Origin of the sequence: Tritonibacter scottomollicae (assembly GCF_032924845.1) — a bacterium.
GTDB lineage: Bacteria > Pseudomonadota > Alphaproteobacteria > Rhodobacterales > Rhodobacteraceae > Epibacterium > Epibacterium scottomollicae.
In genome coordinates this window covers 3,840,690-3,862,773 of sequence record NZ_CP136704.1, presented here as the reverse complement: position 1 = coordinate 3,862,773, position 22,084 = coordinate 3,840,690, and the positions used below count along the sequence as shown (strand labels likewise).

Genomic DNA, 22,084 nt, shown 5'->3' with positions numbered 1-22,084 from the left:
TTTTCACACGGGCGTTCCTTACAGGCGGGAACCTCTGCGATAGTTGAGCCCACCGCTCTTCCCGCTTTGCTTTTCTCAACCGAACCATCAAAATCCGCCTGTTATCGACAATGGTACCGATATGCTTGCTCAGGCGGCGCCGTCTCTCACGGGCTAATTCACTGGAAATATCTCGTAATCGGAATCAATCAGGATCGGAAAGACGATCATAGGTGTCTTTCAGGATGATCACAAAGGCCCGGCCATTCTCAGCTCTGACGTAGACAAGACCCTGAGCGACCGTATCCAATACCGGATCCGCGTTTTCACGCAAAAACTCGGCGGACACTTCCATATCTCGGTCTTGGCTCGAGGTGTCAAAATACGCTTCGATAAGCCGTGCGGTCTGCTCTTCCCGCGTGATACCATCCTTGTTCGCGAGGCCGTACAGCGTGCTGGATTCAACATCTTGCAGCTCATCTCTGAGGGCTTCGGACATGGTCATACCCGCCGTACAGAACGTCGATTGCATAAACCCTTACCGGTCCAGAACTGCAATTTATGGGCGCAACGCCGTCACGGTCGAGCCTTTGGGCAAGGTGGATGGGCCTGATACCTTGGTCATTCGCCAACTGCCCGAGGGTGACATATTCGTGCTCGAACGCCGTGATGCTTTGTTTGGTGATGTATCGCTTGCAGTGATTGGTATCCGGGTTCTTGCGGGATATTTCTTCCAGATATCCGGCGTCTCTCAAGCGCCTGATCCCAGCGACGTTGACCTTGAGATATCTGGCCGTTTCTTCTGCGGTGAGGTCACCGATCAGGTCGATCAAGGTCCTCTGAGATAGAAAATCCCAATCAACTTCAATGGATTGCAGACCTATACCTTCGCCTCGATAGAGCCGCCCCTCAAGCTTACCCCGCACCCACAGGTCAATGATTTGTACAATAGAGACCTGCTTCAAATGGCAAAATTCCCGAAGTGGGACAACTGACCGGTCCGGTAGCGAAGGCGGTAAAGCATCCAACTTCTCAAGCAGCTCCGTCACTTGGCTACGCAACAGATACCGAAGCGACGATGTGATTTTGATCATGTCGATCGCACCAAGGGCTTGCAAAGACTTTATCTGAGGCCCGGAAAGACCCAGCATCCAGGTCGCATCCTTGAGATTGATCAGCTTGTCCCAATAGGCCTTTGCCTTGGCCAGTTCATCCACATGAACATCGGTTCGCCGAAGGGCTTCAGCCTCATCGATGCCATTCATGTGGCCCAGGAGCTTTTTCAGGAATGTGACGCCGAAACCTGATCTCTTCCGCGCCTCATTCATGGTCAGCAAGGTTTGTTCTGGAGCAACCCGGTCAAAAATCTCCCTGCCCGTGGGCGTCGGGTATGTTTTGAATATGTGAGAACAGGTCAGGTCAACCAGGGGTGTCAAGGCCGGTTCGGCATAAAACTCTCTGAGCCATTGGTAAAATGGCCCCATATCCGAGCTGAAATAGGGCCGCTCTGTGGAGCTTTGTTGGTGCATGCGTTCGAGAGACGCCTTGAAGCCGCCCGGGCCGACCTCGACGTATTTGAACCCCAGTTGGCACAATGAACGCTCACGCTCGCTGCTCAGCGTCATCATGGATTTCATTTTCAAACCTTCGATTGCGGCACCCAAGTTGAGGCACACGCGGTGTATCTGGGTAAGGTCGAAGTCCTTCAACCAATCGTCCTTCGGACCCTGCCAAATGCGCTCGCGTATGTAGTTTTCGAATGGCGCTGGCGAAACAGCCTTGGGTGATCTGCTCGCCTGTAGGACCTCATCCATGTGATCTGTTATCCGAGTAACAAAGTCATAAGCAGTATGGGCGTGCTGACTGGACGGCAACGTCATCAGAAGACAACGATGATGTGGACAGGAATATAGAGAGGTCACGGCCCATTCCTGCATCTGACAGATGCCATGCAGCCCGGTCCTTGCAAGCGCATCGATCACACATTTTGGGCAAAACCTCACGGCTGTGCGACGTAGCGTTCCGAAGGTCGCCATCGTTCGCCCAAACCGAAAACGCCCGATTTCGACTTTGCCGGAGGTGAATGCTCTAAGGTCTTCAGTTCGCTTGCCGATTAGCCAGGCAAGGCGTTCAATTTGGTCATCATGACCGCTGCATAGATACGGCCAGCGCATCCCGAGATCAGAGCAGAAATCGCGCGCCGTGGTCTCGTAGAGCTTCGCTGATCGGCTGACGTATCCGGTAAGCGTCTCCCCCTCCTTGAGGGGGAGAGAGGGCAGAAGAGGCGAAGTCATGCGTTCTCTCCATCAAACTCAAAGACCTGCCGCGGATCAATTCGGGCAAAGTCTTCGGCGACAAACGGGTTCATGACATCGATTGCGGCACTGCGGTCAAAGAACACATCTGCGAAATGTTGGAGCTCGAGCCGGGCCTCAGTGCCGTCGCTAAACAGCGCCTTTGATAGAGCTTGAACCGTGATTTCTGCCATTAGACCAAACTCGTAATCGGCCGCGTGCATGAGCCGCTGTGCGAAACCTTCGCTGCATACACAGGGTTTGGTCTCAACCTTCGCCCGCGCGGCATATTTCTGAACGATATCCAGCACCGGCGTCACATCCCGCAGGGCATTTAACCTGCCGATTTCGATCGGATACAGGCGGCGCGCAAGTTGCGGGTCCTGGTTCACGATTTTTTTGAGGTCCGGCATGCCAGACAGAATGAGACCAGTTGGCCAGAAGGAATTTTCCATGACGGACTTGAGGGTGTTCACGACCGATTGGCGCTCTTTGTCCGTTTGATAGCGGGCCAAATCCTGAGCTTCATCGAGGTGCAGAAAACTGGTCTGCCGCAATTTGAGTTGAACCTTGACCTGATCCCAAATGGCGGGCCCCTGTTTATCACCGGAATAGGGATAACCCAAGGCGCGGAGTGTCGCCGCGCCAACAAACTTCATGGTTGCCGGACTTGGAACCTGCAGGCTGATGAACTCGCAGATGTCCTTGGTCGGGTCCGTCTGCAACAGAGATTTATTCTGGCGGATTAGCTCGCGGATGGCAGTGGTTTTCCCACTGCCAGACTGCCCGACCAGAACGATCCCGCGCGCATTGTTCACGATGCCGTCCGCCACGTCCGCCCTTCGCTGCTCAAGCAGCGTTCGGAAATGGGATTCAAGCTTCGCATATGATGGCGTTGGCACGAATGCCGAGCGCAGATCCTGCACAATCCTGCGAATTCTCATGTCGGAACTAGTCATCGTTTTCATCCTCCGCAGGAGCTTCGTTGCGGTCATCTCTGAACGACCACAGCACAGTCGTTGGAGCCCGCTCGTCACGCGGGACAGGACGAGCAGAGGAAGCCGGCTCAAGATCGGTTTTGATCTCGTTCGACAGCAGGCCCTGAGCGTTGCCGTCATCTTCTTCCAAGGGACCAGGCGGCAACTCAGGATCACACCCCAAAGAAAGGCCCCAGAAGGTCTCCTTCTGAGCCCTCTTGATCTGGTCGTGGGTATCTCCGATCGGACCGAGCTGCCGCAGAGCACATTGGTCGGCATCGATCTCCTTGATACGTTTGATGGCCCGATCAATCACGTCCTGCGTCAACGAAGCGGCATTGCGATTGTTCTGTCGAAGCTCGAACACCGTTCGTTCCCAGGCGGCAAAAGACACGCCTTCCAGTCCGTCGATACGGGCTTTCAACGTCGACCAGCCGCTGTCTTTCCCTCTCTCCAGCCAGACGGAAATTTGCCCCATATCTTCAGGGTCAATTCGAACATCAACATGCTGCTTGCCAAATTTCTGGAAGTGCTTTGCCAGCCGCTCGGAATGGTAGTTGACCCCATTCACGAGAACGCCATGACGCCCGGTGTCCCGTGTGATGGCGACACCCAAAATGTGCCGCAGAGTGTGATTGCTCATCGGTGGCGACCACCCAAATTCCTTGATGAGCCGATCCCAAACGATGTTGGGTGTCGCGTACTCCAGCCTCCTATGCTTGCGATTGTGGTACACATCGACAGTGAACCGAACCAGAAGCTCAATGATGCTTTCGGCGGTATGGACGGCGTACTTCTGAGATGGATAGTCGCCACGTTCTGAAGGATTGGAGAATGTGCGCCCAGTTAGGTATGGTATCGGTAGGGTTATGATTGAACGAAACACGCGCTCTATGCGGCCGCGCAGTTTTGGGACCCCTGCAGGAAGAACCGAGTAATCGATGCACAGGTCTGAAAGCGCGGCTTTGAATTCTGCATTGACGAAAGCGGGGCCGTTGTCGACCACGACATGGCCAATATGACCGAACTGCTTCCAGTCCGTTTCACACCCCAGTTGCCGAGCCAGCTCAGCCTTGTCGCGCATTGCCATCCAAAGGACCGCTTTTGCGTCTTCGGAAGTCGGGCTGCGGGAAAGCTTTAATCCAAGTATGCTTCGGCTGGCTGTATCGAACGCGACGCATACCCAGTATCGACCAGTTTCGAGATCCCGAACATTGTCCTGGCCGATATCGTATCCGCTCTTGTTGAGGAGAGCGATGAGATCGATTTCCCATTCGTCCATCTCGATGCGATGGAGTGGCACATCAAGCTTCAATCCACCCCCGTGAGCGCCCAACTTGTTCTTGGCGACAGCTAGGCCCTTCCTAGCAGCCAGCACCTCGAACTTATCAATATCCTTGATCCGACGTTCAATGGTGCTCTTGGATACCTCTTCGAGAGGCAGGTCGCCGTTCGCAATCCGGACGGAATTGCGCCGTCGGATCTCGGCATTCACGTCATCATGGATGTGGCCTGGGAGAAGCTGATTTGGATGTAGATAGCTTTCAAGAGTCCCTTGAATGATGGCTTCACGTTCGGCATCGATGCGCCTTGCGTTGCTGCCGTTAAAAATAGATTTTTTCACAAAAACCATGGGATCTTTGGATGGTTCCCACTCCTTCAACCAAGCCATCACGGACGTCCGACCTGGTGCTCTTCGCAGCTCAATGCTGTCGAAGCTGGCCCCGGCTGTCGCAGCCTTCAGGCCCTGTTTCAGCTTTTCCAAAACGCGGAGCTCAAGCTCTGGCAAAAATTCCGCCCAGCGATTGGCCGACCGGTTGGACTTTCCTTCATCTTCCAATTCAAGAAATGTCGTACACCAACACTCTTTCCAGAATGCATCCAGTTGGGCCTTCGCCGATATCCTCGACATCAATGCGCGGCCAGCGATCGCCCGCCGGGCGACCTGGCGACTTTCGAAATAACCGTACTGAACTAAAAACTGACCGGAATTGATGAGTTCTGAAAGCTCGGCATGGGTCAGGGAGATAGGCTCTGCGTCCCCACGCAGGGGTTTCATTTCAATGAATAGGTCGGTCGCCTTGGTGATCACTTGGATATTTCCGTTGGCGACAATGGCGTCGCACGGGGTTACGCCAAGACGGATCGCTTCATGTTTCATGCCTTGTCCTTTCTCGGTGCGACGATGGAGTTGGTGGAAATCGTTTCTCGCGTGTTCGCATCGAGCCTGCCCGCGTAGGTCTCACGGAATGCCGCTCGAAACGCTCGGGCACCCAAACCAGATTTCTGAACCAGATCACTGATCGATACCTCGCCGAAAAGCCCGTCAATCAGTTCCGCAACGACGTTGTCAGCCTCCGGATCAGGGCAACGCCGGAAGAAGTTCAGAAGCTCAGCGTTGCGCACCTCGATCTTGTGCCGCTCGCGCTCTGTGACCAACGCCACCCGGTCAGCAAAACCCAACGGCAAGTCGCGCTTGATGGCTCGCAATGTGGCTTTGAAATGCAGTCTTTCGACGCGTTCTGCGGGTTTCACGGCAATGGCCACCCGGAGGCCATTTTTGAACTCTGCCAGATAGTCGAACCTGTGGGTTCTCTGCCTGCCATCCACGTCAACGAAGCTCACCGGTTTGGGTTGGTCGATGAGGTTCCAGAGATCCGGCATCGCCAGTGACAAGAGACAGGTCTCCCGTTCCCCTTGGCTTGCGCTGATGATCTGGCGCCAGCGCTGTTCCGCCGGCGTCATCGCGAGCGTGAAACCACGCACGGTCAGTTTTGACCGGGCCGGGAACATCAGGCCCGCTACGGTCGGCGAGGGTGGACGATATAGATCGTCGTTTTCAAGGTTTGTCATAGTCTTTGCCACGGCCACCGGTTCACACCAGCGCCAGATGGCACTCCTTTATGTTGGGGTGAACGAAACCCGCCCGCAGAAACGCTCTGCGCGGTTGACGGATTTCGAAATTTGGGTCATGAAGGAGGTGCAAAGGGCTGCAATCTTTTGCACCAAGACCTTGTCGGAAGTCGCAAGCTTCCTTCGAGGTCTTTGTCTTTTATGGACTCATTGTTTTTTCCTCCCCATGCTACGGTCCGGAAACAGTTCTTTCGGCGTCGTCTCCAACGCTTCGGCAAGAGCTTGTTCGACACGCCTCGAACGCCTGTGTCCCTGACTGACAGCGGTAACGCTGCCAGCAGAGATCCCTAAATCCCGCGCGATCTGAACCAAGGATAAGCCTCGCTGTCTCAGACGGTACTTTATCTCTTCATGTCGATCGCGGTTGAGGGTCATCAGACTATCAAACTGTTTTGCTTGTTTGCCCAACTTCCGCTCAGCCAGAGCTAGGTCAAGGATTTCCACTTTGCGGGGCTTTGAATCTCTTCTTTGCCCTAGCGATCATCATACAAACTGAGATCTCGTGTTGGCCAAAGCAACGCAAACTGTGACCATGTCGCAAACAAGGAATCACACGCAGGGAACCAGATATGGGCTTGAACACTGATGCGCGGCCCAGTCGTTATGGGACGACAGACGAAGAAAGCCGAATGTTTCGTCAGGCCGAAGAGAACTTGCTGCAAGCAAAAGAAGCTCTTCGCTTAGCCCAAGAAGCCTACGACAGTCTAGCCTCCCGACGACCGCTTAGGACCCCTGCCTGGAAGCGGAAACAGCTTCAGAAACGAAGATCGTTGACCGATGAAGGAAACCGCACACTTCGTCGAGAAGCCGAACGTCGTGCCAGGAAGCGACGCCTCAAACTCCGAGAGCAGGCTCAGAAGCGTGCATTTATCTACAGCTTTGGGGCCGACAACAGCATTGTGCAGCCGACCGATGAACTGGTGTCGCTGTTTCAGGAAGTCGGGTCCCTTGATCAGTTCGCCAAAAGGCTTGCGATCACACGCCGCGATGCCATCCACGGTCTGAAAGCGGCTGGATTTGACATTGTAGAGAATATTGCGAAGGCATGGGAAGGCGGGAAATCTCTGCGTGCCCTGAGCCAAGTGCACGGGCCGACGCCCCAGACCCTATCCAAGTGGATCAAGTCGACCGGACGCGCCATCAAGCCACGAAATTCAAACCAGAAATATGATCGCGCCCGCTTGTATGAGCTGTTTGATGATGGATGGACAACAAACAAGATCGCGATGACCATGAAGCTCAGCTGGGCGACGGTACAAAGGTGCAAGACGAGTTGGTGGGAAACAAAGAACACGCAGGTTTAGCTGATGATTGTGCCACCGACCCTTTCTGACTTCGGACCCGGCATCCGACGGGTCGGGCGGATACCTGTCATTCGCTGCAGTCGCGAATTTTCAACCGAAAAATTGGAAAGCAGACACCTCCGTGATCTTGGAGACTTGCTACGCCACAGTTCAATGTTCTTGATTTAAGCCTGCCTTTGTTTAGTTGCAGCTTGGCCTGCCAGCTTGTCAGCCCGTTCATTGTGCAGATCACCAGCATGGCCTTTGAGCCAAACGACCTTGATATTTCTCGTTTCGGCCTCGTGCTGTAGCTTTTTCCAGAGATCGATGTTTGTTTTTAAAGCCGTTTCTTTGTTGAAGCCGTTCTCAACATACCTGCTGTCGGTACGTATGATTGCAGAAGCACCCGACGGTAAGGAAAGAAGTGCCTCCAGAACCGCGCGAAGCTCCATCCTATTGTTGGTGGTAGATGCCTCGCCGCCAAATTGTTCATCTGCCGTGTCATGAACCACGTACGCCCAACCTCCCGGGCCTTGATCCTTACCGCGCATCTTACCCGAAGTCAGCACAGAGCCATCAGTTGAAATTGTAACCGTGTTCTTGTTCGTCCGAAATTGCTTATTTTTGGGCAGAACGATTGGTGCATCTTCAAAGAACTTTGGCTTGATGTCGGCGAGCAAGCCTATCCCACCTGTGCGGCGCTTATCTTCAGCATTCATCGATTGAGCCTGCTGTGAGTACCACTTGCGAAAATTCTCAATCTTAACGTCAATTTTCTTGTCTAGATCTTTCATTGTGGAACGTGAAGTAGAGTAGGCGAAAGCCTCGCCCCATCCACGCAGAACTTGGTCAATGAGAGTTTGTGTTTGTGTATAGCGTTGGCGGGCGGCGAAGCTATCCTTCGCTCTTCGCACCTCTTTGATCGCAGATCTGCCGTTTGAAAAATGCTCGTCTACGGACTTCAAGATGCTTGCTCGTGCTTTGGGTGAGGGCTGAAATAGACCTGGTTGGCAAGCGTATCCCAAAAACCAAAACCCACCTAAGCGAGCGTCACCATATTCAGTCTTGTTCTTGTCTGCAGCCAATTGAAAAGGATCGTGACAGTCTAAATTCATCTCTTTTAGGAAATTTTGGGCGGACTCAAAAGCACGCCTACATCTTTTTTCAGATGTTGAAAGCAGCAGAAAGTCGTCAATGAAACGGATGCAGATCACACCTCTATCATTGAACTTAATATCAAAATCGTAGAGCAGGATATTGCCAAACAGCGGAGACAACGGCGATCCTTGCGCCACACCTTCTTCGTTCGTTGGGAAAATAGATCGATCTTCACCAAGAGCGACCTCGTTTGATAGCGTGGTCGTGGTAGCAGCTCTCAGTAAATGGTTGAAAGCATCATCGTCTACATCTTCTGCGATGCGTTCAAGGACTGATAAACGCGGTATATGATCAAAAAAGCCTGATATGTCGGATCGAACGAACTGGGTTTGATCGGAGCGAAACGCTTCGTCAATCATTTGGAGAGCATGCGGAACACTCCGGTTCGGAACCCCACCGACACTTGTCGGATGAGAGTTGACCGCCTTAATAAACTTCGACTTTTCTTGCAGGGTTTCAAGCAAAGCTCGCTCTACTATTCTGTTCTGGACTGACGCCATTACGATGCCGCGCTTGCCACCGCTGCCTTTTTTTACAGTCGCGCCATATTGAGGCTCAAACTCAAACTTACCTGTTCGCAAAGAGCGTTGAATCTTCTTAACGTTGCTGATTGCGTCACGATCAAACTTCTCTATGCCCGTTCTGGTCTCGAAGGACGTTGATCTCAGTCCATTAGACTTAATCTTTCTCCAGGCTGAAAAGAGTGTTTTCTGCTCCGTGGCCTTTGTAAAAAATTTCCCCATTCACGTGCTCTCTGGCAGACGACATCGGAAAGCCTCGCCCTACCTCTAAACGCAACATTTGCTCACCAGGACCTTCACCGCCATTATCGTAATCGACGTCGTCGGCACCCTGTAGGCCGGTCCTCGGTTCATAACCAATCGCCAACCCGCCCTTCTCAATCTTCACGGCGCTCAGTGTGAGCCCGCAGATCAAGATCAGCGATATGAACGCGCCACGACAAGTTGCCGAAGCGGCCTTGCGCCAGCATGACATGCTGACATGTTTTTATTTGCGTCGAATTTCATCGCACAGACCTCCATAAGGTAGCTTACCTTTTTCGGGCCGATTGCAAGAAGAAATCTCGCGCCGCGTCCAGGCGAAGCCGTAAAGAAACTCTAATGACCACCCGAAGCTTCATCTCATCGGAGAAATGAAGGGCTATGGCCAACTCAGAGGCAAGGCTCACCATTTGCTCACCAGGACCTTCACCGCCATTATCGTAATCGACGTCGTCGGCACCCTGTAGGCCGGTCCTCGGTTCATAACCAATCGCCAACCCGCCCTTCTCAATCTTCACGGCGCTCAGTGTGAGCCCGCATCTCTTTTGAAGAACAAAGCAGGATCAATGTAGGTAATTGTATGGGCCGTTACAAGGGCTGAGGTGAATATCGGAAATTGACCCAACATCTTGGAGTGGCTATTTTCGCTGAAACACAGGATGTCAATACTGTCGGAACGGCAAAATTCCATGTTAACTTTGGCGTCGGTTGTCACGCTAATGCTTCGAGTCCTGGTTGATGATAAGAGCGCAGGGGACTGACCGTGGAGGGGTAAGATGATCAATGACCGAAATCACAGAAGAGAGATCCCCTGCGGAAGAGTACTTCGATGGACAGCGACAAGCCAGAACCGTGAACCGGGCGAGCTTCAAAGAGGATGCCGGAGATTTCCTATTTGCACATGAAGCTATGGTCAGCGCGATCACCCTATGCCTCAAGCGCTTTGGCGGTAAGAAATGGCCTGACAATTTGGACAAGGAGGCTGCTGATAAGACCGCGCAGGTCGCGCAGTTATCAATGCACTTCATGCATGGAGTGGACTTGTGCGAGATCGCAATTGCAGAAGGTCTGTACGGTCAAGCGGCGGCATTGATGCGTCAGCAGATGGAGATCATCGGCGCAATAGATGAGGTCACGGATGGCAAGCGTGTCCCTAAAAGAACACCGAACATCGGGTCACTGTCAAAGGAGCTCAAATCACAGTATGGTGGACTGTCAGAACTAACTCACGCTGCTGTTCCGGACTACTTGCATCAACTGTTCACCGACGTGTGCGGCGATTTAGTCGGCGCGGCTATTACACCGCTTTATCGGCAAGGCTTAGCGCTCTTCCTTTACAGATTGGAAATTGGACTGCTGCTTGAGTTTGTCGGCCGCCAAGCGAACGCGCTGAATGCCGCGTATGGCGAAGCGTTCGACGATGAGGAGTCTAAGCTTATCAACCTCGCCATCGGCGCAGCTAACATGGCAACTGAGAAATTAGGCCCATTGCCGTCCGACGAATAAGTGACGCAGCTAAAGATCGCATCCAGCTTGGAGATGTCACCAAGCCTAGGTTGGCCGGAAACTATGCCGCTCAGCAGGAGCAAGGTAAATTTGAAATCGAATATTAAATCTTAAAATTTTGAGTAGGACCGCTCTACGGTCATTCGCGCGTCGAGAATGCTGCGTGATGTATGAACAGCCGGTTCGGTGAAGCGGCACCGCGGCATCAGGTCGAGCGAGGAACGGCAGCTTTGGGCCGTTTGTTACTTAACCGAACCTGCCGCCATCCCAGCATAGAATAGGCGCTTTCCGTGCATTGGCGTCCGAGAGATCTAGCGAAGCAACACTTAAGTGGGGGCGAACCGGATACTCGCGGCTTGCCCACAATCATCCGGCTCGCGGTGATTGGGTCAGTTTATGACGTAAAAGCCAATTTCGTCTGACGTTCAACATGGGGGAGGTGGCGGACCGAGGAGGATTCGAACCCCCGACCCCTTGATTCGTAGTCAAGTACTCTATCCAGCTGAGCTATCGGTCCACAGAGCGTGCTAATAGTGATACTCGTTTACAGGCGCAAGAGAAAACAAGCCACCATCCAAATCTTTTATGACTGCTTTTTATCTCCAGACCTCCCAGCTTGGCTAGCCACCGTGTCAATTTTCCGCGTCGAATCTACCACACCTTACAGGCTTTCATGGTTGCATTGACGATCATAACCAACGGCAATCCCCCATAAAAATAGTGGTGTTCACAAGTAGAATTTTCTCGTCAAGATATCTGAGCAGATTTAGGATGAAGAACAGACGATTTAACGATGCGCAGATCATGGCTGTGTTGAAGCAGGCGAAGGGCGGCGTGCCGGTCTCTGAGCTTTCCCGAGAGCACGGGATGAGTAGTGACCGCTTTTACAAATGGCGTGCCAAATTTGACGGTATGGACGCGTCGCTCATCGCAGAGATGAAGGACATGGCTGAGCAGAATCGCTGCCTCAAAAAATCGCCACCTCAAAAAGATGTATGCGGAGATGAGCATGCAGAATGAGTCGCTCAAGGGAGCCTTCGAAACAAAGTCTTGAAGGCGCCTCATCGACAAGAGATGGCCATGAAGATGGTGGCGGTGCATGGATCAGTGTCGCGCTGGCCTGCCGAACCTTTCAGATCAGTGAGACCTGCTATCGCAACTGTCCAAAGCTGAGTTCCGAGAACGAGAAGTTCACCAATTGGTTGGAACGCCTGACGGAAGACAAGCGCACCGGGGCTTTGGCCTGTGCTTTCTGTATCTGCGCAATGTGCAGGGCTAAGCGCTCCGGCGGCCCTCACCCTCCTGAATACTAGATCCCCAATCCCAAGCAAAAGGTCCAAACACTACCTACGAGGTCAGAAAGCTGCCTCCACGGCTCATCAGAGGGAGGGGGCCTTCCGCCTGAGCGCATCCACTCGAGGGCGGCATATTCGACAGTCTCGAAATTGCGCCGTTGCGCAAGACGGTCGGCAAGGCAAACATCACAGGATCTTACATTCCATGACCTGCTAGGTCCACAAGCGACCCGCCTCGCCATCGCTGGTTGCTCCGAAGCTGAGATTGCGACCATCACCGGACATAGCATGAAGGACGTCGGAGCCATCCTGGACGAACACTATTTAAGCAGGGATTCGGAGCTCGCAGAATCGGCGATCAAGAAGCTGGAAATGTTCGAAAACAGGGACAAAACTCCCAAATGACCGCCCAAACGCAAAGGCTTGGTTAGCGGAGTGTCGGCTTAACTGTTTGATTTTACTGGCAGGGGCATCAGGGTTCGAACCCGAGACCTACGGTTTTGGAGACCGTCGCTCTACCAACTGAGCTATACCCCTGCAGTGCGGCATTTCCTATGCGAGACCGGCGCTCGACGCAAGAGGCAAGTTGCGATTTTCGCGGCTCTCAGCACTCAAGCTGCGTAGATTTCTGATTGATACTGCCAAGACGCAGCCCTCCCCGCGTCCCGCTTCATCTTTTCACAAATACCTCGGAGCGCGAGGCTGCGCCTCGCACAAAAAAGGGCCTCCCGAGGGAAGCCCTTTCCATTCGAAAATCAGGAGACCTGATTACTCGATGATCTTGGACACAACGCCCGCGCCAACGGTGCGGCCGCCTTCGCGGATGGCGAAACGCAGACCGTCTTCCATCGCGATTGGGGCGATCAGTTCAACTTCGAACTTCAGGTTGTCGCCCGGCATCACCATCTCGGTGCCGGTCGGCAGGGTCACGGTGCCGGTCACGTCGGTGGTGCGGAAGTAGAACTGCGGACGGTAGTTCGCGAAGAACGGCGTGTGACGGCCACCTTCGTCCTTGGTGAGGATGTAGGCCTCAGCTTCGAACTTGGTGTGCGGGGTCACGGAACCCGGCTTGCACAGAACCTGACCACGCTCAACCGACTCACGGTCGATACCGCGCAGCAGGGCGCCGATGTTGTCGCCTGCTTCACCGCGGTCCAGCAGCTTGCGGAACATTTCCACACCGGTACAGGTGGTGGTGGTAGTGTCTTTGATACCAACGATTTCGATGTTGTCGCCAACATTGATCACGCCACGCTCAACACGACCGGTCACAACAGTACCACGGCCAGAGATCGAGAACACGTCTTCGATCGGCATCAGGAACGGCTGGTCAACAGCACGTGCAGGGGTCGGGATGTAGTCATCCACGGCCGCCATCAGTTCCTTGATCTTCTCTTCGCCGATTTCAGGCTTGTTGCCTTCCATCGCCGCCAGCGCGGAACCCGCGATGATCGGGATATCGTCGCCCGGGTAGTCGTAGGAGGACAGCAGTTCGCGGATCTCCATTTCGACGAGCTCCAGCAGCTCTTCGTCGTCGACCTGGTCAACTTTGTTCATGAAGACGACCATCTTCGGGATGCCAACCTGGCGGCCCAGCAGGATGTGCTCGCGGGTCTGGGGCATCGGGCCGTCAGCTGCGTTCACAACCAGGATCGCGCCGTCCATCTGCGCCGCACCGGTGATCATGTTTTTCACATAGTCAGCGTGGCCGGGGCAGTCGACGTGCGCGTAGTGGCGGGACTCGGTCTCATATTCCACGTGTGCGGTGGAGATGGTGATGCCGCGGGCTTTTTCTTCCGGTGCGCCATCGATCTGGTCGTAGGCCTGGAAGTCACCGAAGTATTTGGTGATTGCTGCGGTCAGCGTGGTTTTACCGTGGTCAACGTGGCCGATGGTGCCGATGTTGACGTGCGGTTTGTTACGCTCAAACTTTTCCTTTGCCATTCCTTAGGCGCCCTTTTGAATATTGGGGGGTCCGACGGGACCCGGTTTCCTCTGCGCGCGCGGCTTATTTGGTTTGCGCGCAAAAATCAAGCGGTTCGTTCTTGACAAACGCGCTATTCGCTGGCCGTGGACGGGCTGTTCCAGCTTTGCACGGGCTTTTTCACCGGTGCGGGAGCAACTTCGCCCTCCGCTGCAAACCAGCGGTCTTCCGCGTGATTCTCTGCCATCCAAATCTCGATCTCCTTCACCGCGTTGCGCGCCAGACCCAGCATCTGCTCGTCGCGGGTGCGGGTATGGCCTGAGCCGAGCAGGAAGCTCTCGCCCGAGGTGGTCTCGAACACCGTGAAGGTCTCTGGCTCAGCGTTCAGCTTCTTGTTGGCGGCGTCATCCCAGACCGTGACCTTGATGGCGAGCACGGATTTCGGGCTCAGTACCAGAGGCACACCACCGGGGGCCACGAAATAGCCCTCGACGCTCAATCCGAAGTGATAAAGCTGATCGCCCTCGTAACGCGAGAACCGCGCCGCCATTTCATTGGTCAGAACATCCACCCATTCATCCGGCTCCACCTTGCGGGACCCGGGCACCATCTGCACCTTTGGCGCCACGACGATATTATGGCCCAGCTTGAAACGACCAAGATCGCGCAGCTCGTCATCTGGGGTCGGTGGCGTACAGGCAGCAACCAGAACGGTCAGGGCCAGAAGGGCAAGGGTGCGGATCATGAATTCTCTCTAGCTCGCGGTCGGGTCAGGGTTGCCAAGTGATAGACCGGGTTTTTGCTCCCGGTAAACCCGCAAGACGGCGAACCCCCGCGCGGTTGCGCGGGGGCCACATGTTTTCAGGCATTCTGGCAAATTATTGCCGTCATTTGAATTTGTAGTCCTTGGGGAACCCATAGGGCGGGCGCTTGCCAACACCGGCACGTTTGCCCAGCCACTGGCTCAGGTCGGTCTCATGCCGGGTCTTGCCGCCCCCCATTTCCCACTGCAGCCCGTCGTCCCAGTTGAAGGTGGTGACATCCGCCAGTCCGCCATCAAGCTCGAGCGAGCCCTGTCGGCCGCGGGCCATATTGTACTTCTGCAGGCGCACACCTTTGCCACGGGTCAACTCCGGCAGTTCCTCAACCGAGAACACCAGGAACTTGCCGTTTTCCGACACCACTGCCACGTGGTCACCGGAGACCGGAATGCAGATCTTGGCGCGGTCGTCATCTTTGACGTTCAGCACCTGCTTGCCGCCACGGGTCTGGGCCACGATCTCCTTCTCGGCGCAGATAAACCCGTTGCCCGCATCCGAGGCCACCAACAGGCGACCATCGGGATTGTGGATGAACAGATCGACGATCTCCACCTCGTTGGGCAGGTCCACCATCAACCGCAACGGCTCTCCCATGCCGCGCCCGCCGGGCAGGTTGGCTGCCGACAGCGTGTAAAAACGCCCGTTGGAGCCAAACGCCAGCAGCCTGTCCGTGGTTTCCGCATGGAAGATGAAACGCGCGCCGTCGCCGTCCTTGAACTTCAGCTCGCGGGTCAGGTCGATATGGCCGGTCATCGCCCGGATCCAGCCCATCTGGCTGCAGACCACCGTGATCGGCTCGCGGTCGATCATCGCTTCCAGCGGCACGTCCTCGACGTCTCCCGCTTCGGCAAAGCGGGTGCGGCGAGCGCCACCTGCGTAGCTTTTGCCGAACTGCTTCTTGGTGTCGCGCAGCTGCTCGGTGATCTTTTTCCACTGCAGATCTTCGCTGTCCAACAGCTCCGCCAGACCGGCCCGCTCCTCGCGCAGCGCGTCGCGCTCGCGCGTCAGTTCGATTTCCTCCAGCTTGCGCAAGCTGCGCAGGCGCATATTGAGGATCGCTTCGGCCTGAACCTCAGACAGCTCTCCATCACCGGGCGGCGGGGTCAGATACTCCGCTTCGGTAAAGGCCCGGGGCTGCTCACGACCCCAATCTTCGCGCATCAGCGCCGCCTTGGGGTCGTCGTCGTAACGGATGATATCGATCACCCGGTCGAGATTGAGGAAGGCGATGATGAAGCCGTCGAGCACCTCCAGCCGGTGGTCAATCTTGGCCATCCGGTGCCGCGTGCGGCGTTGCAGCACGTCGCGGCGGTGGTCGAGGAAGGCGCGCAGCACCTCCTTCATCGAGCAGACCTTCGGCGTCACCCCGTCGATCAGCACGTTCATGTTGAGCGAGAACCGCACCTCCAGATCGGAGCTGCGATACATCAGCCCCATCAGAACCTCCGGGTCGACGTTCTTGGACTTGGGTTCCAGAACGATGCGGATGTCCTCGGCGCTTTCATCGCGCACATCGGCGAGGATCGGCACCTTCTTGGTCTGGATCAGCTCGGCGATCTTCTCGATCAGCTTGGACTTCTGAACCTGATAGGGAATTTCCGTGACCACGATCTGCCACTGGCCACGGCCAAGGTCCTCGATCTCGTGGGTTGCCCGCAGACGGAAGGAACCACGCCCGGTCCGATAGGCCTGGGCAATGTTTTCCGGCGGCTCCACGATCGTACCCCCGGTGGGGAAATCCGGTCCCGGCACATATTGCAGCAGCGTGTCATCGCCCGCATTCGGCGACTTGATCAGATGCACGCAGGCGTCGACCAACTCGGCAATGTTGTGCGGTGGGATATTCGTCGCCATGCCGACCGCAATACCGCTGGAGCCATTGGCGAGGATATTGGGGAAGGTCGCGGGCAGAACGCTCGGCTCTTGCAGGCGGCCATCATAGTTGTCGCGAAAATCAACCGCGTCTTCGCCCAAGCCTTCCAGCATCGCCTCAGCGATAAAGGTCATCCGCGCTTCGGTGTAGCGCGAGGCGGCCGGGTTGTCGCCGTCGATATTGCCAAAGTTACCCTGGCCATCGACCAGCGGGTAGCGCACGGCAAAATCCTGCGCCAGTCGCGCCATCGCATCATAGATCGCCGCATCACCGTGAGGGTGGAAGTCCCCCATTGTGTCGCCGGAGATCTTGGCGGATTTCAAAAAACCACCGGAGGAGGACAAGCGCAGGCGGCTCATCGCATAGAGGATGCGGCGGTGCACAGGCTTCAGGCCATCCCGCGCGTCGGGCAGCGCACGGTGCATGATCGTGCTCAATGCATAGGTCAGGTAACGCTCACCAATAGCGCGACGCAGCGGTTCGCGCATCTCGGCGTGGTCAGGCGGGTCGGCGGGCGTGGGATCGTCAACGATGTCGGTCATGAAAACCTGATACTGCCCACCTCGTCGAGCGGCAAGCAGGCATCTTTGGTTTTCATCAGATCAAAGCAGGAGCGTGGCCGCACAGCCCTGTGAAAATTGAGTTTTCGCGTCGCAATCTGCCCATTGGGGGAGGAAACACGCAGCTCTCCCCCTCGTTTTATGTTAAGATTGTGGAGTATTGATCGCACCTGGGGCGATTCTCGTTGCCATTTCTGGTCTGGAACATCTTTGTGCCTGCCGCGTTTCACGCGGGAGCGGGAACGTCCGATTGTTTAATGCGATCTGTTGTAGGGAGTATGCGCCATGTCGCGGTTTTTGATGGTTTCATTTGCGGGCCTGGCCCTGGCCTTCTACGAACTCAGCGGCGGCGCGGATTTCACACCTCCTGCGCATCCGACGACTGACACGCAAATCCAGCAGGCCACCGACAGCGACACGCGCAACCGCATCATCAGCCGCCCTGCAGAAACGCAGTTGGCGACGCCGGTTCTCACCCCCTATTCCGCGCCGGAGCGATCCGCGGTCAGGACCGCCTCGAACGATCAAGCTGCTCCCGCACCGGAGAGAGCCGCGCGCAGTGCCGCCAGCGTCATCAACGTGACTCTGCGTGAGCCATCCTCCGTCGTGGACGTGCCGCAACCGATCTCGCTCAACCTGCCTGCAACCGGCCTACGCATCGGGTCCATCGAAGGTGGGCTAAGCACCATCACCACAGCCGCAACCGCCCCTACCCCGATTGCAACGGTCGCCGCACCGGAACCCATCGGTGACATGCGCAGAATACGCGCCTCTCGCGCCAATGTCCGTCTTGGTCCCGGCACCCGCTTTCCGGTGCTGGTTCAGCTGCTTGCTGGCGACAAAGTACGTGTCCTCAATGAGGACCCATCCGGCTGGTCGCTGCTCGAAAACCCAAAGACGGGTCAGGTCGGCTGGATTGCTGCTTCCCTGCTGAGCGCGAAAGCGTCATAACTCGGCCCCGGACACATTCCGGGGACCTTTTATGACCAAGACACTTTTGATCACCGGCTGCTCTTCCGGCATCGGCCATGCTGCGGCTCATGACATGCGCGCCCGTGGCTGGCGTGTCTTTGCCTCCTGTCGCACCAAAAGCGATTGTGACCGCTTGCGCGCCGAAGGGTTCGAAAGTCCTCGCATCGATTATACCGACCCCGAAACCATCCGCAGTGGGCTCGCAGAGGTGCTCGACGCCACCGGCGGCACCTTGGACGCGCTGTTCAACAATGGCGCGCATGGGCTGCCGGGTGCAGTCGAAGATCTACCAACCGACGGGTTGCGAGAGATTTTTGAAACCAATGTCTTTGGCTGGCACGAGCTGACACGGCAGGTGATTCCGGTGATGCGGGCGCAAGGCCACGGCCGGATCGTGCAGAACTCTTCGGTGTTGGGATTGGTGACCTACCCTTGGCGCGGCGCCTACGCGGCCACGAAATTCGCCATCGAAGGTCTGACCGACACGCTGCGGCTGGAGTTGTCCGGCACCGGCATTCACGTAATGCTGATCGAGCCCGGCCCGGTCACCTCAAAAATCCGGGAAAATTCGATCCCGCACTTTGAAAAACACATCGACTGGAAGACCTCTCCGATCCGCGACCGCTACGAGCAATCCTTACTGAAACGCCTATACGAATCGCGCGGCCCGGATAGCTTTGAGCTGCCGCCTTCGGCAGTCTCGAAGAAACTCGCCCACGCACTGGAGGCCGCTCGGCCCCGCCCGCGTTACTATGTCACCACCCCGACCTATATCGCTGGCACCCTGCGGCGAATACTCTCAACACGGGCGATTGACCGCATCCTTCTGCGCTATAGATAGTCCGACCAGGGCCCGACGGGCCGCAGCACACGCCGCAGACGGCGTGCTTCAGGACAATAAAGGACCAGACAGACCATGGGCTCTTCACTCTACATCTTGGGCATCCTGGCAATGGCGGCTGTGGTCGTCGTGTTGGCGATCGGCATCGGCGGCTTCGGCGCTGGCGGCGAATTCAATCGCAAGAATGGCAACAAGATGATGCAGCTGCGGATCTTCTTTCAATTTCTGGCCGTGGTTCTGCTGCTGGCCTTTGTCTTCTTTACCAGCGGAGGAAACTGAACATGGTGGTTCTGAGCAAGATCTATACCCGCACCGGGGATAAGGGCGACACTGCGCTTGGCAATGGCAGCCGTGTTGCAAAGCACTCCGCCCGCGTCACCGCCTATGGCACCTCGGACGAGTTGAACGCTCAGGTCGGTGTCGCGCGGCTGACAGCCGAGGCCGAACTCGACGCCGGTCTGGCGCGCATCCAGAACGACCTCTTCGACCTGGGCGCAGACCTGTGCAGGCCTGACATGCATTCGGACGCGGAAGCAGAGTATCCGCCCCTTCGCCTGGCGCAGGCTCAGGTGGATCGGCTCGAAGCCGAGATCGACGAGATGAACACATTGCTCACGCCCTTGCGCAGCTTTGTGTTGCCCGGTGGCAGCGCATTGTCGGCGCATCTGCATGTGTGCCGCACGGTCGCCCGCCGCGCCGAGCGTCTGACAACCGAACTGGCAACGCTGGAGGATGTGAATGAGGCGGTATTGATCTACCTGAACCGGCTTTCAGACTGGTTTTTCGTCGCCTCCCGCATTGCCAATGAAAACGGTGAAAAAGATGTGCTCTGGGTTCCGGGCGCCAACCGCTGAGCCGACACAGTGCGTCAGCGAAGAACCGATTCGACACTGCTACCGCAAACATCCCCGCGCCAGTTGGCGCGGGGGTCTTTTTTTGCGCCTCATGCGCAGTTTTTATTCCGAAAATTCCGCAACGAAATTCGCAACTCTTTCTGCAAACGCGACGTCCGCGACCCACAACGTGACGATTTTACCCTGTTGTCGTGGCCCTCTAGTCGATATCAACACTCCGAGAGCACTCATGGGACCCGTGTGAGCGGATCCCGATTGTTAAGGAGAAACGCACTATGAAGGTACTCGTGCCTGTCAAACGCGTGATTGATTATAACGTGAAAGTCCGCGTCAAAGCGGACGGAAGCGGTGTCGATCTCGCCAACGTCAAGATGTCGATGAACCCCTTCGACGAGATTGCCGTCGAAGAGGCGATCCGCCTCAAGGAAGCCGGCAAGGCGGATGAGGTCATCGCAGTCTCCATCGGCGTCAAGCAGTCTCAGGAAACCCTGCGCACTGCCCTGGCCATGGGTGCCGACCGCGCCATCCTGGTGGTTGCTGCCGACGATGTGCATCAGGACATCGAGCCGCTCGCGGTTGCCAAGATCCTCGCCAAGGTTGTCGAAGAAGAACAGCCCGGGCTGGTTCTTGCAGGCAAGCAGGCGATCGACAACGACATGAACGCCACCGGCCAGATGCTCTCCGCGCTTCTGGGCTGGAGCCAGGCGACCTTTGCCTCTGAGGTGGACATCGACGGCGACAACGCCAAGGTCACCCGTGAGGTGGACGGCGGCCTGCAGACCATCTCCGTCAAGATGCCGACCATCGTTACCGTCGACCTGCGTCTCAACGAGCCGCGGTATGCGTCCTTGCCGAACATCATGAAGGCAAAGAAAAAACCGCTCGACGAGAAAACCGCTGCTGACTACGGCGTCGATGTCACCCCGCGCCTGACCGTGGTGGAGACCAAGGAACCCGAGGCCCGCTCCGCTGGCATCATCGTGGGCTCCGTCGACGAGCTGGTTGCGAAACTCAAAGAAGCGGGAGCTGTGTAATGGCTGTTCTTCTCCTTGCCGAAGTTACCAATGGTGAGCTGGCATATGACGCCACTGCCAAGGCCGTATCTGCTGCCAAGTCCTTGGGCGATGTGACCGTTCTGGCCGCTGGCGCCTCTGCTGCCGCAGCCGGTGACGCCGCCGCCAAGATCGACGGTGTTGCCAAGGTGCTGGTCGCCGAAGACGAAAGCCTCGGCCATCGTCTGGCAGAACCAACCGCTGCGCTGATCGCGGGCCTCGCCTCCGACTTCAGCCACATCGTTGCGCCCGCGACCACCGACGCGAAGAACATCCTGCCCCGCGTGGCGGCTCTGCTCGACGTGATGGTGATCTCCGACGTGACCGCCGTGGTGGACGCCGACACCTTCGAGCGTCCGATCTATGCCGGCAACGCGATCCAGGTGGTGAAGTCTTCCGATGCGAAGAAAGTGATCTCCTTCCGGACTTCCACTTTTGACGCCGCAGCCGAAGGCGGCTCTGCCTCCGTGGACAGCGTCTCCGCCGCCGACAACCCGGGCCTGTCGTCCTGGGTCGAGGACAAGGTCGCCGAGAGCGACCGCCCGGAACTGACCTCCGCAGGTGTGGTTGTGTCCGGTGGCCGCGGCGTTGGCTCCGAGGAAGACTTCAAGATCATCGAAGCACTGGCCGACAAGCTGGGCGCCGCTGTTGGCGCATCCCGCGCTGCGGTCGATTCGGGCTTTGCTCCGAACGACTGGCAGGTGGGTCAGACCGGCAAGGTGGTTGCACCGGAGCTCTATATCGCCGTGGGCATCTCCGGCGCGATCCAGCACCTCGCGGGCATGAAGGACTCCAAAGTGATCGTTGCGATCAACAAGGACGAAGAAGCGCCGATCTTCCAGGTTGCCGACTTTGGTCTGGTCGCAGACCTTTTCGCCGCAGTGCCAGAACTGACCGAGAAGCTCGGCTAAGCGGTCCTGAAAGGTCCCAAAAACCGGAAGAGCCCGTGCATTGCGCGGGCTCTTTTACTTTCCGACCCCGGCTGAAACCCCGATGCGCG

Annotated in this window: 18 protein-coding genes, 2 tRNA genes and 1 pseudogene; 9 read left to right on the top strand and 12 right to left on the bottom strand. The window is 56.4% G+C overall.

Annotated elements, in window-relative coordinates; translation table 11 throughout:
* Positions 1–184 precede the first annotated feature (184 nt).
* The 6 genes from R1T40_RS19190 to R1T40_RS19165 all read right to left on the bottom strand — a co-directional run bounded on the left by R1T40_RS19190 (position 185) and on the right by R1T40_RS19165 (position 6,607).
* A complete protein-coding gene (locus R1T40_RS19190) occupies positions 185–478 on the bottom strand; it encodes a hypothetical protein (protein WP_317385276.1) in 294 nt (97 codons plus the stop codon).
* Positions 456–2,273, bottom strand: coding sequence for a TniQ family protein (locus R1T40_RS19185; protein WP_317385275.1), 1,818 nt, complete (start codon positions 2,271–2,273; stop codon positions 456–458). The genes R1T40_RS19190 and R1T40_RS19185 overlap by 23 nt, the downstream gene beginning before the upstream one ends.
* A complete protein-coding gene (locus R1T40_RS19180) occupies positions 2,270–3,232 on the bottom strand; it encodes a TniB family NTP-binding protein (RefSeq protein WP_317385274.1) in 963 nt (320 codons plus the stop codon). The genes R1T40_RS19185 and R1T40_RS19180 overlap by 4 nt, the downstream gene beginning before the upstream one ends.
* On the bottom strand, positions 3,225–5,411 hold the full coding sequence (locus tag R1T40_RS19175) for a transposase family protein (RefSeq protein WP_317385273.1): 2,187 nt from the start codon (positions 5,409–5,411) through the stop codon (positions 3,225–3,227). Before R1T40_RS19175 ends, R1T40_RS19180 begins: the two co-directional genes overlap by 8 nt.
* Positions 5,408–6,103 (bottom strand): hypothetical protein, encoded by a 696-nt coding sequence (locus tag R1T40_RS19170; RefSeq protein WP_317385272.1) that lies wholly within the window; start codon positions 6,101–6,103, stop codon positions 5,408–5,410. The genes R1T40_RS19175 and R1T40_RS19170 overlap by 4 nt, the downstream gene beginning before the upstream one ends.
* 207 nt (positions 6,104–6,310) lie before the next feature.
* Positions 6,311–6,607, bottom strand: coding sequence for a helix-turn-helix domain-containing protein (locus R1T40_RS19165; protein ID WP_317385271.1), 297 nt, complete (start codon positions 6,605–6,607; stop codon positions 6,311–6,313).
* Positions 6,608–6,792: 185 nt separating this feature from the next.
* Here R1T40_RS19165 and R1T40_RS19160 point away from each other — a divergent pair, with 185 nt between their 5' ends.
* A complete protein-coding gene (locus R1T40_RS19160) occupies positions 6,793–7,467 on the top strand; it encodes a hypothetical protein (RefSeq protein ID WP_317385270.1) in 675 nt (224 codons plus the stop codon).
* A gap of 164 nt (positions 7,468–7,631) precedes the next feature.
* Here R1T40_RS19160 and R1T40_RS19155 read toward each other — a convergent pair whose 3' ends face one another.
* A complete protein-coding gene (locus R1T40_RS19155) occupies positions 7,632–9,347 on the bottom strand; it encodes an RNase H family protein (protein WP_317385269.1) in 1,716 nt (571 codons plus the stop codon).
* 822 nt (positions 9,348–10,169) lie between these two features.
* Between R1T40_RS19155 and R1T40_RS19150 the strand changes: the two genes are divergently transcribed.
* Positions 10,170–10,892, top strand: a complete 723-nt coding sequence (locus R1T40_RS19150) for a hypothetical protein (protein ID WP_317385268.1) — start codon at positions 10,170–10,172, stop codon at positions 10,890–10,892.
* A 440-nt stretch (positions 10,893–11,332) separates the two neighbouring features.
* Here R1T40_RS19150 and R1T40_RS19145 read toward each other — a convergent pair.
* A tRNA-Arg gene (locus R1T40_RS19145) sits at positions 11,333–11,409 on the bottom strand.
* Positions 11,410–11,663: 254 nt separating this feature from the next.
* Between R1T40_RS19145 and R1T40_RS19140 the strand changes: the two are divergent.
* A pseudogene (locus R1T40_RS19140) lies at positions 11,664–12,168 on the top strand (transposase); the annotation flags it as partial.
* A 480-nt stretch (positions 12,169–12,648) separates the two neighbouring features.
* Here R1T40_RS19140 and R1T40_RS19135 read toward each other — a convergent pair.
* The 4 genes from R1T40_RS19135 to R1T40_RS19120 all read right to left on the bottom strand — a co-directional run bounded on the left by R1T40_RS19135 (position 12,649) and on the right by R1T40_RS19120 (position 17,347).
* Positions 12,649–12,724: transfer RNA gene (locus tag R1T40_RS19135), tRNA-Trp, on the bottom strand.
* 231 nt (positions 12,725–12,955) lie between these two features.
* Positions 12,956–14,131: an elongation factor Tu gene (gene tuf / locus R1T40_RS19130; RefSeq protein WP_317385267.1), complete on the bottom strand. Its 1,176-nt coding sequence runs from the start codon at positions 14,129–14,131 to the stop codon at positions 12,956–12,958.
* A 113-nt stretch (positions 14,132–14,244) separates the two neighbouring features.
* Entirely contained in the window at positions 14,245–14,856 is a 612-nt protein-coding gene (locus R1T40_RS19125; RefSeq protein WP_317385266.1) for a hypothetical protein, read from the bottom strand.
* Positions 14,857–14,998: 142 nt separating this feature from the next.
* A complete protein-coding gene (locus R1T40_RS19120; RefSeq protein ID WP_106164289.1) occupies positions 14,999–17,347 on the bottom strand; it encodes a DNA topoisomerase IV subunit A in 2,349 nt (782 codons plus the stop codon).
* 303 nt (positions 17,348–17,650) lie between these two features.
* Between R1T40_RS19120 and R1T40_RS19115 the strand changes: the two genes are divergently transcribed.
* The 6 genes from R1T40_RS19115 to R1T40_RS19090 all read left to right on the top strand — a co-directional run bounded on the left by R1T40_RS19115 (position 17,651) and on the right by R1T40_RS19090 (position 21,995).
* On the top strand, positions 17,651–18,316 hold the full coding sequence (locus tag R1T40_RS19115) for an SH3 domain-containing protein (protein ID WP_317385265.1): 666 nt from the start codon (positions 17,651–17,653) through the stop codon (positions 18,314–18,316).
* Between the two features lie 31 nt (positions 18,317–18,347).
* Positions 18,348–19,178, top strand: coding sequence for an SDR family NAD(P)-dependent oxidoreductase (locus tag R1T40_RS19110; RefSeq protein ID WP_317385264.1), 831 nt, complete (start codon positions 18,348–18,350; stop codon positions 19,176–19,178).
* 75 nt (positions 19,179–19,253) lie between these two features.
* The gene (locus R1T40_RS19105) at positions 19,254–19,457 is read left to right on the top strand and encodes a twin transmembrane helix small protein (RefSeq protein ID WP_106164286.1); all 204 of its coding nucleotides are present in this window, start codon (positions 19,254–19,256) and stop codon (positions 19,455–19,457) included.
* Positions 19,458–19,459: 2 nt separating this feature from the next.
* On the top strand, positions 19,460–20,032 hold the full coding sequence (locus tag R1T40_RS19100) for a cob(I)yrinic acid a,c-diamide adenosyltransferase (protein WP_317385263.1): 573 nt from the start codon (positions 19,460–19,462) through the stop codon (positions 20,030–20,032).
* 275 nt (positions 20,033–20,307) lie between these two features.
* A complete protein-coding gene (locus R1T40_RS19095) occupies positions 20,308–21,066 on the top strand; it encodes an electron transfer flavoprotein subunit beta/FixA family protein (RefSeq protein ID WP_317385262.1) in 759 nt (252 codons plus the stop codon).
* Positions 21,066–21,995: an electron transfer flavoprotein subunit alpha/FixB family protein gene (locus R1T40_RS19090; RefSeq protein ID WP_106164283.1), complete on the top strand. Its 930-nt coding sequence runs from the start codon at positions 21,066–21,068 to the stop codon at positions 21,993–21,995. Before R1T40_RS19095 ends, R1T40_RS19090 begins: the two co-directional genes overlap by 1 nt.
* The last annotated feature ends 89 nt before the right edge of the window (positions 21,996–22,084 follow it).

Excerpts from the sequence above, each read along its gene's own strand:
- R1T40_RS19170 (WP_317385272.1), bottom strand. The coding sequence starts at position 6,103 with ATGACAAACCTTGAAAACGACGATCTATATCGTCCACCCTCGCCGACC.
- R1T40_RS19095 (WP_317385262.1), top strand. The coding sequence starts at position 20,308 with ATGAAGGTACTCGTGCCTGTCAAACGCGTGATTGATTATAACGTGAAA.
- R1T40_RS19150 (WP_317385268.1), top strand. The coding sequence starts at position 10,170 with ATGACCGAAATCACAGAAGAGAGATCCCCTGCGGAAGAGTACTTCGAT.
- R1T40_RS19105 (WP_106164286.1), top strand. The coding sequence starts at position 19,254 with ATGGGCTCTTCACTCTACATCTTGGGCATCCTGGCAATGGCGGCTGTG.
- R1T40_RS19160 (WP_317385270.1), top strand. The coding sequence starts at position 6,793 with ATGTTTCGTCAGGCCGAAGAGAACTTGCTGCAAGCAAAAGAAGCTCTT.
- R1T40_RS19180 (WP_317385274.1), bottom strand. The coding sequence starts at position 3,232 with ATGACTAGTTCCGACATGAGAATTCGCAGGATTGTGCAGGATCTGCGC.
- R1T40_RS19115 (WP_317385265.1), top strand. The coding sequence starts at position 17,651 with ATGTCGCGGTTTTTGATGGTTTCATTTGCGGGCCTGGCCCTGGCCTTC.
- tuf (WP_317385267.1), bottom strand. The coding sequence starts at position 14,131 with ATGGCAAAGGAAAAGTTTGAGCGTAACAAACCGCACGTCAACATCGGC.
- R1T40_RS19090 (WP_106164283.1), top strand. The coding sequence starts at position 21,066 with ATGGCTGTTCTTCTCCTTGCCGAAGTTACCAATGGTGAGCTGGCATAT.
- R1T40_RS19120 (WP_106164289.1), bottom strand. The coding sequence starts at position 17,347 with ATGACCGACATCGTTGACGATCCCACGCCCGCCGACCCGCCTGACCAC.
- R1T40_RS19185 (WP_317385275.1), bottom strand. The coding sequence starts at position 2,273 with ATGACTTCGCCTCTTCTGCCCTCTCTCCCCCTCAAGGAGGGGGAGACG.
- R1T40_RS19175 (WP_317385273.1), bottom strand. The coding sequence starts at position 5,411 with ATGAAACATGAAGCGATCCGTCTTGGCGTAACCCCGTGCGACGCCATT.
- R1T40_RS19155 (WP_317385269.1), bottom strand. The coding sequence starts at position 9,347 with ATGGGGAAATTTTTTACAAAGGCCACGGAGCAGAAAACACTCTTTTCA.
- R1T40_RS19100 (WP_317385263.1), top strand. The coding sequence starts at position 19,460 with ATGGTGGTTCTGAGCAAGATCTATACCCGCACCGGGGATAAGGGCGAC.
- R1T40_RS19110 (WP_317385264.1), top strand. The coding sequence starts at position 18,348 with ATGACCAAGACACTTTTGATCACCGGCTGCTCTTCCGGCATCGGCCAT.
- R1T40_RS19125 (WP_317385266.1), bottom strand. The coding sequence starts at position 14,856 with ATGATCCGCACCCTTGCCCTTCTGGCCCTGACCGTTCTGGTTGCTGCC.
- R1T40_RS19190 (WP_317385276.1), bottom strand. The coding sequence starts at position 478 with ATGTCCGAAGCCCTCAGAGATGAGCTGCAAGATGTTGAATCCAGCACG.